This window comes from Brevundimonas sp. (assembly GCF_030656255.1).
In the GTDB taxonomy this organism is placed as follows: Bacteria; Pseudomonadota; Alphaproteobacteria; order Caulobacterales; family Caulobacteraceae; genus Brevundimonas.
The window spans coordinates 29350-43492 of record NZ_JAUSOE010000049.1 but is presented as its reverse complement, the minus strand read 5'-3'; the positions used below and the strand labels follow the sequence as shown (position 1 = coordinate 43492).

The window sequence follows — 14143 nt, the reverse complement described above, 5'->3', positions numbered from 1 at the left end:
TCGACCCGCGAGCTCCGGAATGCAAGCCGCCCCGCCCGGACCTTTCGTCCTAGCGGCGCCGCTTCGCCCGTGTCGCCTCAGACCGCGCCCAGCACGCGGTTCACGTGGGCCATCTTGCGGCCGGGACGGGCCTCGGCCTTGCCGTACAGGTGCAGGCGCTCGTCCGACTTGCCGGCCAGGGCGCGCCACTGCTCGACCTCGTCACCCAGCAGATTGCTCATCTCGACGCGGGCATGAGCCGCCGTCGGCCCCAGGGGCCAGCCGGCCACCGCGCGGATATGCTGCTCGAACTGGTCGCAAACGCAGCCGTCCTGGGTCCAGTGGCCGGTGTTGTGGACGCGCGGCGCGATCTCGTTGACCAACAGGACGTCGTCGCCGCCCGGCACCGGAATGTCGAACAGTTCGACCCCCAGCACCCCGACATAGTCCAACCCGTCCAGGATCGCCTCGGCGATGGCGCGGGCGCGGACCTGGGTCTTCTCGTCCACCGTGGCGGGCGCCAGGGTGGTGCGCAGCACCCCGCCCTCATGCCGGTTCTCGCCCAGCGGATAGACCGCCATATGGCCGTCCCAGTCGCGGGCGGCGATCACCGACAGTTCACGCACGAAGGTCGCCTTGGCCTCCAGAATAGCCGGGCGGCCGCCCAGGCTTTCCAGAGCAGCGGGGGCGTCCTCGAGGGTGCGGATCCAGACCTGGCCCTTGCCGTCGTAGCCTTCGCGGCGCGTCTTCAGCAGCGCGGGCAGACCCAGGGTCGTCAGGCCGAGGATCAGATCATCCAGCGTATCGACCACGGCGAACTCGACCGTCGGGGCGCCGACGGCGTTCAGGAAGGTCTTTTCCTCCACCCGATCCTGCGACACGCGCAGGGCGGTCGGCCCGGGCGCGACCAGGGCGCCGGCCTCGGCCAGGCGTTCGATGGAGGTGGCGGGCACGTTCTCGAACTCGAAGGTCACGACGTCGGCGGCCCGGCCCAAGGCCGTCAGGGCCTCGGGGTCGTCATAGGCGGCGACGATCTGGGCGGTCGAGACCCGGCCGGCCGGGCTGTCCGGCTCCGGGTCCAGGATGACGACGTCAAAGCCCAGGCGCGCGGCGGCCTGGCTGAGCATCCGGCCCAGCTGGCCGCCGCCCAGGATGCCGAGGGTCGAACCGGGGGGAAGCGGAAGCGTGGGCACTCAGTCCTCGACGGTTTCGGCGACGGAATCCGTCAGGGCGGCGCGGAAGGCGGCCAGACGTTCCGCCAGGGCTTCGTCCGACAGGGCCAGGATCTGGGCGGCCAGTATGCCGGCGTTGGCGGCGCCCGCCTCGCCGATGGCCAGGGTCGCGACGGGAACCCCGGCCGGCATCTGCACGATGGACAACAGACTATCCATGCCCTTCAGGGCCTTGGACTGGACCGGCACGCCCAGCACCGGCAGTTCGGTCATTGAAGCGGCCATGCCCGGCAGGTGGGCGGCGCCGCCTGCACCCGCGATGATGACCTTGAAGCCTGCGGCCTTGGCGCCGGTCGAAAACTCGACCAGCCGCTGGGGCGTGCGGTGCGCGCTGACGACCTTGGCCGTCCAGGCGACGCCCAGTTGATCCAGCTTGTCGGCGGCCAGCTTCATCGTCGGCCAGTCCGAACGACTGCCCATGATGATCGCCACCGGCGTTGCGGAAGTCGCCATATCTTCAAGGCCCCTCGCGGAAAGGCCGCCCGTTACAGCACGCGGCGGACGCCCGCAACCGAAACAGGCCGTGTTTACGGCGGGTTTCGCTACGGCTCAGCCTTCAATCTCGGCCATTCAGCCTCTAACATCGGTTTATCGCGCGTCCGGTTGAGTCGCGCCGCCGGAGCCAGCCTGCGCCGTGACCGACGTGGCCGAACACGACCTGACCGCCGAAATCGCGCGCCTGCGCGCAGAGCTGGACGCATGGAAACAGCGCGCCGCTGCGGCCGAGGCGGCGGCAGACCACGACGTCCTGACCCCGGCCTTGAATCGGCGCGGCTTCGTCGCCGCCCTGCAGCGCACCATGGCCTATTGCCAACGCCACAGCGTGCCGGCGGTGTTGCTGTATCTGGATATGGACGGTTTCAAAGGGGTCAACGACCGGATGGGACATGCCGCCGGCGACGCGGCCCTGGTGGCGGTGGCGCGGCTGCTGCTGGGCCATCTGCGCGAATCGGACGCGGTAGGCCGGCTGGGCGGCGACGAATTCGCCCTGCTGATGCTGCACGCTGGCCTGGACGAGGGCCGAGCCAAGGCGCTTCAGTTGGCCGAGGCGCTGAAGACCGAAGGCTTCGTCTGGAACGGTCAGCAGACCCCTTTGGGCGGCTCGTTCGGCGTGCGCGCCTGGGACGGCCACACCGACCCCGAAATCTGGCTGACCGAGGCCGACGCCGCCATGTGGGTGCGCAAGAAGGGGCGCTGAGGCCCCTTCCCCGCCTTCCCTCTTACAACGGCAGCCTCAGTTGAATGCCGCCCATGTGGCTGTCGGCGTGTTCGCCGTACCGGCCGCGATAGGCGATCGTCACCTTGACCGGGCCCAGCGAACCCTCAACCCCGGCCGAGGCCAGGAACTGGCCGCCGAACGGCTCCTCGACCTCCCGCTCCAGCACCTGCGCCGGGTTGTTGTAAATGCCGACGCGCACGGGATCCGAACTGTCGTCCAGGGCGTCGCGATAGCCGCCCTCGGCGAACAGGCCGAACCCGCCCATCTCCGCCTCAGCCCGCAGCGCCACTTCGCCGCTGATCGCCTTCATTTCGCGGTCCTCATATTCGTACTGGGCGGCAACGCCCTGCTCGTAATAGCCGTCGACGTCGCTGGTCGCCCAGGTCACGGCGGCGCGAGGCGACAGGGCCACTTCGCCCATATGGAACCACATCCCGCCCTGCAGCCGCGCGCCGGTGCTGAAGGCGCGGGTCTCAGCCGTGTGGACGATGGGCGCCAGGCTGGTGGTGCGTTCGATGTCGTCGATATTGTCGCGCGCCACCCCGACCGCCGCATTGACGAACAGGTCGCCGGAGCGCCAGCCGCCGTAAAGGTCCAGGCCGAAGCTCTCGACGTTGAACGTCAGGGCCTGGCTCTCGACGTCGGTTTTGCGCGCCGTGCCCGCCATGCCGAAGCGCCAGTTCGCCGACGGTCCCGCCTCAAGCGCGATACGGCCGCCCCAGCCGTCGCTGGACGACTCGGTGACCGAATGGCGCGCGTCGGTGTCCACGCTGTCGACCATCGCCGAGGCGGTGATCGCCACGCCGGCCTCCCAGGCTTCGCGCCCCGACAGCGCCTCGCTGGCCGCGTCTAGGGCGTCCTCCCGGTGACGGAAGGTGGTCTCGCCCTGCAAGGCCGCCTGGGAGCCGATGTCGCCATAGTAGAGGTAGTCGGTCGCCAGACGGGCGATGATCTGATGCCCGGCGGCGGTGGGATGAACCCCGTCGAAATAGAAATAGCTGCTTGGGTTCGAACAGACCGTCACCCCGTTGAAACAGGCCTGGGTGACGTTGGTGATTCCGAACTGACCGGGATTGGCGGCCAGGGTGTCGCCGATCTTGAACAGGTCCATCATGATGATGTTGCTGCCGGGCCGCGCGGCGGCCGTCGTGTTCAAGCCCGTCAGCAGGGCCGTATTGAAGGTCGTCACCGCATAATCGGCCAGGGGCGCGGCCGTCGTGCCCCGGAACTGCGGCGTCAGACTGAGCTTGGGCAGATTGGTGACCAGTATGGTCCCCGCCCCCGCGCCGGCGACGCTGTTGACCAGGCTGTTGACGTTGGCGGCGGCCGTCGTCGCGACCGGGGTGATGGCTCCCACCGGACTGGCCGAGGCGCCGGCGGCGGGCAGGCCCTGAAAGATGTCGTTGGCGCCGCCCAGGATACTGACCAGGTCATTGGCCCCGAAGGTCCCGCCCCGGCTGGTGTAGGCGGCCAGCTGGGTCAGCATGCCCGGCGGCGGGCCGGCCGAGGCGTCGGTGCGGGCGCCGCCGAAGGCGTAGTTGATGCTGCCGCTGACCGATCCGGTGAAGTTGACCGCGTTGAAGCCAAGCAGTTCCGTGAACACCGGACCGGTCGAGAATCGTCCCTGATAATAGGGCGGGCTGGGCGGCTGCGTGCCGCCAGACGCCAGATACAGATTGCCATTGTCGCTCAGGCTGTCGCCGAACACGACCAGGCGGTTATAGGTCTGGGCCGAGGCCGAACCCGCAATGGCGCAGGCGGCGACGACCAGCGCGGCGACGGCGCCGCCGGTGAGATAGCGTGACATATGTTTCCTCCCACGGCCGTCGTGTATCGCGGCCGTTACAAAGGAGGATGCGCCAGTTGGCGCGGAGCGCAAGATGCCGCTACGTCAGCCTTCGGAAGAAAACGGCTAGTGCAGCGTGCGGAACTTCAGCGTACCGGGCACCGTCTTCAACGTCCGCAGCGCCTCGGGGTCGTAGTCGCGGTCCACGTCGGTGATCACATAGCCGGTGCGCTCGTCGGTCTTCAGATGCTGCCCCAGGATGTTCAGCCCGGCCGCCGTCAGCGCCCGGTTCAGCTCGGCCAGCACGCCCGGCTGGTTCCGGTGGATGTGCAGGATGCGGTGCGCGCCCGACACCTCGGCCAACTGCACGTTCGGCAGATTGACGCTGAAGGTGGTGTCGCCCCGGTTCAGATAGCCCAGCAGACGCTCGGCCGCGAACTCGGCGATGGCCTCCTGCGCCTCCTCGGTCGATCCGCCGATGTGGGGCGTCAGGATCATGTTCTTCAGGCCCTGCAGCGGGCTGTCGAACGGATCGGCGTTGGTGCGCGGCTCCTCGGGGAAGACGTCAACGGCGGCGCCGGCGACGCGGCCCGAGCCCATGGCCTGAGACAGGGCGCCGACGTCCACCACATGGCCGCGCGACAGGTTCAGGAACAGCGCGCCTTCCTTCATCCTGGCGAACTGGGCAGCGCCGAAGATGTTGGCGTTCTCCTTGCGGCCGTCCACATGCAGGGTGACGACGTCGCTCTCGGCCAGCAGGGCGTCCAGCGAGCGCATCCGCCGGGCGTTGCCCAGGGCCAGCCGTTCCGACAGGTCATAGAACAGCACCCGCATCCCCAGGTTCTCGGCCAGGACCGACAACTGGCTGCCGATGGCGCCATAGCCGACAATGCCCAGGGTCTTGCCGCGCAGCTCCTTGGATCCGGTCGCCGACTTGTTCCACTGGCCGACATGCATGGCGGCGGACTTGTCCACTACGTCGCGCATCAGAACGATCATCAGGCCGATGGCCAGTTCCACGACCGAACGGGTGTTCGAATAGGGGGCGTTGAACACCGCGACCCCGTGATCGGAGGCGGCGTCCAGATCGATCTGGTTGGTGCCGATGCAGAAGGCGGCGACGGCCATCAGCCGGTCGGCCTCTTCCAGCACCCGGCGGCTGACCGTGGTCTTGGAGCGGATGCCCAGCACATGCACGCCCTTGATGGCGGCGATCAGATCTTCCTCGTCCAGGGCGCCCTTGACCGTCTCCACCGAATATCCGGCCTCCTCCAGCCGTTCGACGGCGGCGGGGTGGATGTTCTCGAGCAACAGCATCTTCATCCGGCTGCGCGGGAAGGACCAGCGACCGACCAGGCCCTCGGCATGCAGCACCTCGTCTAACGAGGCAGCTTCGGCGTCGGCGACCTCGACCACAGACGCGCGGCGCGCCACCTCGGTGAAGGCGTAGAAGACGTCGGCGGCGCCGGCGAGCTTGACCTCCGCGTCGTTCCAGCCGTCGCCGATCATGACCACGCGACCCGACAGGTTCAGGGCGTGGATGACGGCGGGCTTGCCGTCGGCCTGCGACAAGGGATTGGCGTCATCCACTCCAGTCACCCGCCCCTCGGCGTCATAGACCAGGTCGTTGCACAGCACCCGGTCGGGCGACACACCCAGCATCTCGGCCACCGGGGCGATAACCTCGCGGAAGCCGCCGGACAGGATGACCACCTTGCCCTTGTTCTGCTGGAAGAAGTTCAGGTTGCGCCGCACCGAGGCGGTCAGGTGATCGGGCGCCGTCTCCGCCAAGGCCGCGACATGGGCCTGAGTCAGGGGCAGAAGCGCCAGGCGACGACGCAACGCCTCGCCGAAGGCCAGTTCACCGGACATGGCCCGGTCTGTCAGATCTGCGATCTGGGCGCGGGCTTGATCCGCCTCCGGCGATCCCGCCAGGGCGATATCGGCCAAGGCTTCAAGGGTCTCGAACCCGACCAGGGTCGAATCGAAGTCGAAGATCAGTGTGGGGCGCGCGCTCATGGGCGGCGTCTTAGCGGCCTTCGCCGCCGCAGCAAAGCCGAGCCTTGCTGATGAAGGGGCTCAGTTTCGCTTAAACCTTGCCGCCCGCCGTGAATTTCGTCGCGGCGGGCGGCAAGAAATATCAGAAGCGTGCGATCCGGCGCACGTGGCTGTCCGGGCGCCGGCTTTCCAGCACGGCCGCGCCGACAGCGGCGGCTATGGTGGCGACGGCCAGCAGCGCACCGCCCTCGCGGGCGTGATCGCGGGCATAGGTTCCCGCGTCGTCAGCATAACGACGCGCCGTCTTGCCGTGCTTCTTCAGCGCCTTCCTGGAGCCCTTGCGGGCCGAGCGGAACAGCTCGTCCGCACGCTCGCGCGCGTCATTCACGGCGTCGGAGGCGCGGTGGCCGGCGTCGCGCGAGAATTCCCCCGCCCGCTCGCCCGCTTCTTCGGCGCGATAACGGAAGGCGTCGACGGCGTCATGGAATCGGTCCCGCAGGTCGGCGGTATCGACCCATCCACGCGGATCGATGCGGGTCCGGATGCGCTGATAGCGGGTCGGGCCGCTGCGTTGCGTCAGATACAGAACCGCCGCCGCGCCGACGGCAAGGGCGACCAGACTGCCGGCGGTGATGCCGGGATGTTTGCGGACTTCGGCTAGGGCGCTGAAATTACGGACCATAGGATAGTGAACCTCTTCATCGAGGCCGTCCTCGGTCGGGTCATAGAGCCCGTCGTCGTACGGCCGATAGGCGGAACGGCGGTCCCGCATCAAAGACGGAGCGAACCGCGCCAGAAGAGGTTCCGCAATCCCCGGCAAAGCTGAGTAGAAAGACGCAATGACGCGCCCTCCCCCGCCCACCGTGATCTCGCGGATCGGATGGGTGGCGCAATACAGGATGGTGTCGGCCACCACATGGGTCGCATAGACCGGCTGCGGATTGTGCACCGCCTGACCGGTCAGGTTGCGGGCGTGGCGGCTGTAAGGCGTATCGATCGCGCCGGGCTTGACCAGGCTGACGGTTATGGGCGCCCGCTCGCGCAGCAGTTCGATACGCAGGGCGTTGGTGAACCCCTTCACCGCATGTTTGGACGCCGCATAGACCCCCTGCACCGGCAGCGGCAGGTCCGACAGGATCGAGCCGACATTGATCACCGCCCCGCCGCCCGGCCGCGGCCGCAGATGCTCGACCGCCGCCAGCGACCCGTTGACCACGCCCCAGTAGTTGGTCTCGAACAGGCGGCGCTGATCCTCCAGGCGGGTCTCGCGGATCGACCCGAACATCCCGACCCCGGCGTTGTTGACCCAGGTGTCGAAGCCGCCGAACAGTCGCACGCACTTGTCCACCGCCGCCTTCAGCGCCTCCGGATCGGCCACGTCGGCGGCGGCCCAGGCCACCCGCGCCCCTTGGGCCTGCAACTCTTCGCACAGGGCCCGCAGGTCGCCTTCGCCCCGCGCGATCAGAAACACCCGCGCGCCGGCCCGCGCCGCGCGTCGCGCCGTCGCCAGCCCCACGCCCGAGGTCGCGCCGGTGACGACGATGGACTGTTCGCCCAAGGGCTTCAGCACAGGCTTCGCGCGCATTGACCGTTCCTCGCGTCCAGACCTCGACAATTTCTCGAGGTTTCTCCGGGTTTGTCGAGGCGGATTCTACAGGTTTTTCGAGGTTTGCGCGCGGGTTTGCGGCCCGTCACGCCCGTGCGCAAACTCGGGGCCGATCATCCCCCCTTATCAAGGGGGCTCAGGGTGCCTAAATAGCCGCGATCCCGAAATGACGCCGTTCAAGGACCCTGCCGTGACCGATCACGCGCCTCAATCCGCCGTTTCCGACGATCTGGCCGCCGCCTTCCAGATCGAGGGCTGGCCTGTGCGCGGCCGCCTGGTCCGTCTAGGCGCGACCATAGACAAGATCCTGGCCGCCCACGCCTATCCCGAGCCAGTCGCCGCCCTGCTGGGCGAGGCCTGCGCCTTGGCGGCCCTGATCGGGTCCAGCCTGAAGTTCGACGGCCGCCTGATGGTCCAGGCCCAGGGCGACGGTCCGGTCCGCTATGTCGTCGCCGATTACGGCACCGACGGCACGCTGCGCGGCTATTGCCGCTATGACGAGGCCGAGGTGGCCGAGGCGTCGAAGGGGTTCGCCCGTCCCGGCGCCCAGACCCTTCTGGGCCAGGGCGTCTTCGTCATGACCCTGGATCGCGGCCCCGATTTCGAACGCACACAAGGGATCACCCCCATCGAGGGCGAAAGCCTGTCGCTGTGCGCCGAACACTATTTCCAGCAGTCCGAACAGGTGCCGACCAAGGTCCGCTTGGCGGTCGGCGAGGTCCTGACCGAGGCCGGCTCACAATGGCGCGCCGGTGGGGCGATGATCCAGATCATCGCCGGCGACGAGGCGCGCGGCTCGACCGAAGAGGTCTGGGACCGCACCCGCGCCCTGTTCGGCACCCTGGGCGACGACGAGCTGATCGACCCGACTATTTCGCCTGAAACCCTGCTGTTCCGACTGTTCCACGAAGACGGCGTGCGGCTGGAAGGCGCACGGGCGCTGACGGCCGTCTGTCGTTGTTCCAGGGAGCGCATCGCCTCGGTCCTGGCTTCCTTCGACCCCGCCGAACGGGGCGACATGGTCGAGGACGACGGCAAGATCCGCGTCACCTGCGAATACTGCGCCACCGTCTACGCCCTTGAGCCGGACGAGATCGTGGCCGAACAAATCTGAATGAAAAGGGGCGGCCGATCCGGCCGCCCCTTTTTGTCTAGCCTTCCAGATCCAGCGAATAACCCGCCGAGCGCACGGTGCGGATCGGGTTGGCGCTGTCGTCGCCTATGGACAGGGCCTTGCGCAGGCGGCCGACGTGGACGTCCACCGTCCGGGCTTCGACATAGACGTCCGAGCCCCAGACGGCGTCCAGCAACTGTTCGCGGCTGAAGACCCGGCCCGGATGCTGCATGAAATGATCCAGCAGTCGGAACTCGGTCGGGCCCAGATGCACTTCCTGGCCCGAGCGCTTCACCCGGTGGGAGACGCGGTCGATGATGATGTCGCCGTGGTTCAGCCGGTCGTCGGCCAGACCCGGACGGATGCGACGCAGAACGGCGCGGATGCGGGCGATCAGTTCGACCATCGAGAAGGGTTTGGTCAGATAGTCGTCGGCGCCGGTGTCCAGGCCACGAACCCGGTCGCTTTCCTCGCCCCGCGCCGTCAGCATGATGACCGGCAGGTTGCGTGTCTCGGCCTTGCCCCGAATACGGCGGCAGACCTCGATCCCCGACAGTTTCGGCAGCATCCAGTCCAGCAGGACCAGATCGGGCTGACGCTCGTCGATCTGCAGCATGCCCTCTTCACCGTCGGAAGCGACGGCGACGTCGTAACCTTCCTTCTCGAGATTGTACTGAAGCAAGGTCGCAAGCGCGTCCTCGTCTTCCATCACAAGAATATAGGGCTGCACTTCGGGTCTCCAGTCTCGGCTTAGTGCGAGTTGGTCGTCAGGTTAGGCGTCGAGGTCTCGTCTTCCGCGCCCGGCAGGGCGCGCGGACGCTCGCCCACCATGTCGTCGCCGGTGATCTCGTAGTGGACGGTCTCGGCGATATTGGTCGCGTGGTCGCCGATCCGTTCCAGGTTCTTGGCCATGAACAACAGATGGGTGCAGGCGCCGATCGTGCGCGGGTCGCCCATCATGTAGGTCAGCAGTTCGCGGAACATGGCGTTGTAATGCTCGTCCACCTCGTCATCCGTCTGCCAGACGGCCACGGCGCGATCGAGCTCGGAAGCGGTGTAGGCGTCCAGAACGTCGCGCAGACGGGTCGAAACCAGACGGCCCATCCGTTCGATCGAACGCGTCAGGGGTTGCATCGGCTCGGCTTCCGCCAGGATCAGCGCCCGCTTGGCGATGTTCTTGGCCAGGTCGCCGGTGCGTTCCAGGTCCGACGCCATCTTCATGGCGCCCAGGGTCCGACGCAGGTCGCTGGCGACCGGCTGGCGCAGGGCGATCAGGCGGATGGCCTTACGCTCGATATCCCGTTGCAGGGCGTCGAGCTTCAGGTCGCGGTCCACCACGGCGCGCGCCAAGGCCACGTCGCGCCGGGCGACGGAATCGATGGCGTCCGAGACCTGGGCCTCGGCCAGGCCTCCCATGCGGGCGACCTCGGCCGTGATCTGGTTCAGTTCGTCGCCGTAAGCCTTGACCGTGTGCTGGTTCATCAGCCGAAGCGTCCCGTGATGTAGTCGAGGGTGCGCCGCTCGCGGGGATTCTGGAAGATGTCTTCCGTGTCGCCGGTCTCGACCAGACGGCCCATGTGGAAGAAGGCGGTCCGTTGCGACACCCGCGCGGCCTGGGCCATCGAGTGGGTGACGATGACGATGCAGAACCGCTCGCGCAGTTCGTCGATCAGTTCCTCGATCCGCGCCGTGGCGATGGGGTCCAGGGCCGAGCAGGGCTCGTCCATCAGGATCACTTCCGGGTTCACGGCGATGGCGCGGGCGATGACCAGACGCTGCTGCTGGCCGCCCGACAGGCCCATGGCCGACGATTGCAGGCGATCGGCGACCTCTTCCCACAGGCCGGCGCGTTTCAGGGCGCTTTCGACCACGCCGTCCATCTCGGACTTGGCGCTGACCAGACCATGGATCTTGGGCCCGTAGGCGACGTTTTCGTAGATGGATTTCGGGAAGGGGTTCGGGCGCTGGAACACCATGCCGACACGGGCGCGCAGCAGGACCGGGTCGATGGACCGGTCATTGATGTCCTCATCGTCCATCGCGATCCGGCCGGTGACCTTGCAGCCCGCAATCGTGTCGTTCATGCGGTTCATGGTCCGCAGGAAGGTCGACTTGCCGCAACCCGACGGCCCGATCAGGGCCGTGACCGTCTTGTCCGGAATATCCAGCGAGACGTCATACAGCGCCTGCTTGCCGTCATAGAAGACGGAGACGTCGCGCGCCGCGATCTTGATCGGTCCGGTCGGCGGAGTAGCGACCACGGTCGGACCGTCCGTCGGCGTCGCGTCTTCCATGCGGGCTTCCACCACGGCGTCGGCCTTGGGGGACGTGGCTTCAGGCAAGACCTGGCCGCCCATGCGAACGGATTCGGTCGGATCGACAGGACCGGCGCCGGTCTGGTCTTCGGCAGAACGGAAAATACGGAATTTCATTCTCTTACCACCGACGCTCGAAGCGCCGCCTCAGGATGATGGCCGCCGTGTTCATGATGATCATGAAGACCAGAAGAACGATGATCGCAGCAGCGGTGCGTTCGTGGAACGCCCGCTCGGAGGCGTTCTCCCAGATGTAGATCAGCGAAGGCAGGGCGCCGACCGGCTGGTCGATCGCATGCGGCACGCCGGGAACGAAGCTGACCATGCCGATCAGCAGCAGCGGTGCGGTCTCGCCCAGGGCGTGCGCCATGGAGATGATCGCGCCGGTCATCACGCCGGGCATGGCCAGAGGCAGGACGTGGCTGAACACCGTCTGGGTCTTGGAGGCGCCCATGGCCAGGGCGGCTTCGCGAATGGACGGCGGGACGGCCTTCAGCGCCGAGCGCGTGGCGATCACCAGGGTCGGCAGTGCCATCAGGGCCAGAACCAGACCACCGACGATCGGACTGGCGCGCGGCAGATGCATCCAGTTGATGAACAGAGCCAGACCCAGCAGGCCGTAGACGATCGACGGCACGGCGGCGAGGTTGTTGATGTTGACCTCGATGATGTCGGTCAGCTTGTTCTTCGGGGCGAACTCTTCCAGCCAGACGGCGGCGCCGACGCCCAGCGGAATGGCGATCAGGGCCGTGACCATCAGCATCAGGGCCGAACCGACTACGGCCCCCAGCACGCCAGCCAGTTCCGGCTGGGTCGAGTCGCCGTTGGTGAACAGGGCGGTATTGAAGTGCGAACCGACGACGCCTTCGGCCTGCATCCGGTCCAGCCAGGCGAGCTGCTGGTCGGTCAGACGGCGCTGGTCTTCCGGCGTATCCTTCGAGATTTCGCCCTTCAGATACAGGTCCGCCTCGTCCGACAGAGGCACGGCCAAGGGCACGGTCTCGCCGATGACGTCCGACCGCTTGGCGACCAGGTCGGCGGCGACGAACTTCAGCTCGGAAGAAAACAGGGCCTTCATCTGGCGGGAGGCGGCGCCCGCCGCATCGTCCTGAATGCCCCAGCGCTTCAGCTGCTGCTCGGCCGCCAGCTGTTCGAAGTTGGACCCCTGGGGATAGGCCCGATCCACCCGTGCTGGATCCATATAGACCGGCACGGTGACTGTGTGGGTGTAGAAGGCGGTGTGGCCCTGGGCGACGATGCGCACCATCAGGATCGCCAGGAAGATCATGGCGGCGGCGATGGCCAGACGGCCGTACCACTTGAACCGAGTCTCTTTCGCGTGACGGCGCTTCAGGCCGGCGCGCAGACGATCCAGCCGCCCTTTTGCGGCCGCGCCGTCGATCTGATCGGGGGTCGCGTCAGTCATATTGTTCCCGATAGGTCTGGACGATCCGGTGAGCGATGATGTTCAGCACCAGAGTCACCATGAACAGGGTCAGTCCCAGGCCGAAGGCCGACAGGGTCTTGGCGCTGTTGAACTCCTGGTCGCCGGTCAGCAGGGTCACGATCTGCACCGTGACGGTCGTCACCGTATCCAGCGGATTGAAAGTCAGGTTGGCGGCCAGGCCGGCGGCCATGGTCACGATCATGGTCTCGCCGATGGCCCGCGACACGGCCAGCAGCAGGGCGCCGGCGATGCCCGGCAGGGCGGCGGGCAACAGGACCCGCTTGACCGTCTCGGACTTGGTCGCCCCCATGGCGAACGAGCCGTCACGCAGGGACTGCGGCACCGCGTTCAGAATGTCGTCCGACAGGGACGAGACGAAGGGGATCAACATGATGCCCATCACGGCGCCGGCCGTCAGGGCCATCTGGTTCTGAACCAGGGCCAGATACTGACCCAGTCCGTCCAGCGGTCCGCCCATCAGGAACAGACCGATCTCGTTGAAGAAGACCCGCAGGATGGGCCCCACCGTCAGGGCGGCGAAGAAGCCGTAGACCACGGTCGGCACGCCGGCGAGAATCTCGAGCAGAGGCTTGATGACGGCCCGTGTGGTGCGGCTGGCGTATTCCGAAAGATAGATGGCCGACAGCAGACCGATCGGCGCCGCCACGCACATGGCGATCGACATGATCAGCATTGTGCCGACGAACAGGGGCACGGCCCCGAAGGCGCCGGTCGATCCCACCTGGTCGGCGCGGATGGCGATCTGAGGGCTCCACTGGGTGCCGAACAGGAAGTCGAAGATCGGCACCTTCTGGAAGAAGCGGAAGGAGTCGAAGGCCAGAGAGGCGATGATGCCCAGGGTCGTCAGCACGGCGATGGCCGAACAGATGAACAGGGCGCCGTAGATCCAGCCCTCGACCCGGTTGCGGGCGCGGGTCTGGGGCTTGATCTGGGTCAGGGCGAACAGACCGCCGAGGATGGCGGCCAGGATGGCGGCGACCCCGCCGCCCCATTGCAGCGTCCGTTCGATACGCACCATGCGGCGAGCCTCGACGGGAAGCTGTTCGGCAAGCGGGCGCTCCCAGATCTGCAGGGCGGGCTCGCCCCGACCGACCCGGTGGGCGTCGGCGAAGAAGGCGTCGCGGCGGAAATGCTCAAGCTCGGCCACCACATCGGGCGTGCCGGCGGCGGTCAACTGGCGCTCCAGCGGCGCCGAGAAGACGCTCAGAAGGATCAGGACCAGCAGGGCGGGCGCAGCCACCCAGATCATGGCGTAGGCGCCGTGCTGGCCCGGGCGCGAATGAGGGTGCGCGCCGACGGCGCGACGACGCGCCAACTCGCGTCCGCCGACAAAGGCGGCGGCGCTGAGCGCGATGAGGATCAGCAAATAAATCCAGATCATTCCGGGTCCGAAGCGGGCAGGCGCGAATCGAATGGAGACCGGGAA

General features: G+C 67.4%; 12 protein-coding genes. 2 read left to right on the top strand and 10 right to left on the bottom strand.

The genetic code is table 11. The features are described 5' to 3' along the window. Window positions 1-77 precede the first annotated feature (77 nt). On the bottom strand, window positions 78-1172 hold the full coding sequence (locus Q7J26_RS05505) for a 5-(carboxyamino)imidazole ribonucleotide synthase (protein ID WP_304935494.1): 1095 nt from the start codon (window positions 1170-1172) through the stop codon (window positions 78-80). After that, window positions 1173-1664, bottom strand: a complete 492-nt coding sequence (purE, locus tag Q7J26_RS05500; RefSeq protein ID WP_304935493.1) for a 5-(carboxyamino)imidazole ribonucleotide mutase — start codon at window positions 1662-1664, stop codon at window positions 1173-1175. Between the two features lie 181 nt (window positions 1665-1845). On the opposite strand from purE, the gene Q7J26_RS05495 reads away from it, so the two are divergent. Next, a complete protein-coding gene (locus tag Q7J26_RS05495) occupies window positions 1846-2409 on the top strand; it encodes a GGDEF domain-containing protein (protein WP_304935492.1) in 564 nt (187 codons plus the stop codon). Window positions 2410-2431: 22 nt separating this feature from the next. Here Q7J26_RS05495 and Q7J26_RS05490 read toward each other — a convergent pair whose 3' ends face one another. From Q7J26_RS05490 to Q7J26_RS05480, 3 genes are all read right to left on the bottom strand, one after another. Further along, the gene (locus Q7J26_RS05490; RefSeq protein WP_304935491.1) at window positions 2432-4237 is read right to left on the bottom strand and encodes an autotransporter domain-containing protein; all 1806 of its coding nucleotides are present in this window, start codon (window positions 4235-4237) and stop codon (window positions 2432-2434) included. A 105-nt stretch (window positions 4238-4342) separates the two neighbouring features. Beyond that, window positions 4343-6235, bottom strand: a complete 1893-nt coding sequence (gene serA, locus Q7J26_RS05485; RefSeq protein WP_304935490.1) for a phosphoglycerate dehydrogenase — start codon at window positions 6233-6235, stop codon at window positions 4343-4345. Window positions 6236-6356: 121 nt separating this feature from the next. Continuing rightward, complete coding sequence (locus tag Q7J26_RS05480; protein WP_304935489.1) at window positions 6357-7799, bottom strand: SDR family oxidoreductase; 1443 nt, start codon at window positions 7797-7799, stop codon at window positions 6357-6359. A gap of 211 nt (window positions 7800-8010) precedes the next feature. On the opposite strand from Q7J26_RS05480, the gene Q7J26_RS05475 reads away from it, so the two are divergent. Then, window positions 8011-8934: an Hsp33 family molecular chaperone gene (locus Q7J26_RS05475; RefSeq protein WP_304935488.1), complete on the top strand. Its 924-nt coding sequence runs from the start codon at window positions 8011-8013 to the stop codon at window positions 8932-8934. Window positions 8935-8971: 37 nt separating this feature from the next. Here Q7J26_RS05475 and phoB read toward each other — a convergent pair whose 3' ends face one another. The 5 genes from phoB to pstC all read right to left on the bottom strand — a co-directional run bounded on the left by phoB (window position 8972) and on the right by pstC (window position 14098). Next, complete coding sequence (phoB, locus tag Q7J26_RS05470; RefSeq protein ID WP_035307610.1) at window positions 8972-9664, bottom strand: phosphate regulon transcriptional regulator PhoB; 693 nt, start codon at window positions 9662-9664, stop codon at window positions 8972-8974. 20 nt (window positions 9665-9684) lie between these two features. Continuing rightward, window positions 9685-10416, bottom strand: a complete 732-nt coding sequence (phoU, locus tag Q7J26_RS05465) for a phosphate signaling complex protein PhoU (RefSeq protein WP_183195749.1) — start codon at window positions 10414-10416, stop codon at window positions 9685-9687. Then, a complete protein-coding gene (gene pstB / locus Q7J26_RS05460; protein WP_370651917.1) occupies window positions 10416-11228 on the bottom strand; it encodes a phosphate ABC transporter ATP-binding protein PstB in 813 nt (270 codons plus the stop codon). Before pstB ends, phoU begins: the two co-directional genes overlap by 1 nt. A 142-nt stretch (window positions 11229-11370) precedes the next feature. Beyond that, window positions 11371-12675 (bottom strand): phosphate ABC transporter permease PstA, encoded by a 1305-nt coding sequence (gene pstA / locus Q7J26_RS05455; RefSeq protein WP_304935486.1) that lies wholly within the window; start codon window positions 12673-12675, stop codon window positions 11371-11373. Further along, complete coding sequence (gene pstC / locus Q7J26_RS05450; RefSeq protein ID WP_304935485.1) at window positions 12668-14098, bottom strand: phosphate ABC transporter permease subunit PstC; 1431 nt, start codon at window positions 14096-14098, stop codon at window positions 12668-12670. Before pstC ends, pstA begins: the two co-directional genes overlap by 8 nt. Between the last annotated feature and the right edge of the window lie 45 nt (window positions 14099-14143).

Bases quoted from the DNA above. Each gene is read 5' to 3' on its own strand.
- Q7J26_RS05480 (WP_304935489.1), bottom strand. From the start codon at position 7,799: ATGCGCGCGAAGCCTGTGCTGAAGCCCTTGGGCGAACAGTCCATCGTC.
- purE (WP_304935493.1), bottom strand. From the start codon at position 1,664: ATGGCGACTTCCGCAACGCCGGTGGCGATCATCATGGGCAGTCGTTCG.
- pstA (WP_304935486.1), bottom strand. From the start codon at position 12,675: ATGACTGACGCGACCCCCGATCAGATCGACGGCGCGGCCGCAAAAGGG.
- Q7J26_RS05490 (WP_304935491.1), bottom strand. From the start codon at position 4,237: ATGTCACGCTATCTCACCGGCGGCGCCGTCGCCGCGCTGGTCGTCGCC.
- pstC (WP_304935485.1), bottom strand. From the start codon at position 14,098: ATGATCTGGATTTATTTGCTGATCCTCATCGCGCTCAGCGCCGCCGCC.
- phoU (WP_183195749.1), bottom strand. From the start codon at position 10,416: ATGAACCAGCACACGGTCAAGGCTTACGGCGACGAACTGAACCAGATC.
- serA (WP_304935490.1), bottom strand. From the start codon at position 6,235: ATGAGCGCGCGCCCCACACTGATCTTCGACTTCGATTCGACCCTGGTC.
- pstB (WP_370651917.1), bottom strand. From the start codon at position 11,228: ATGGAAGACGCGACGCCGACGGACGGTCCGACCGTGGTCGCTACTCCG.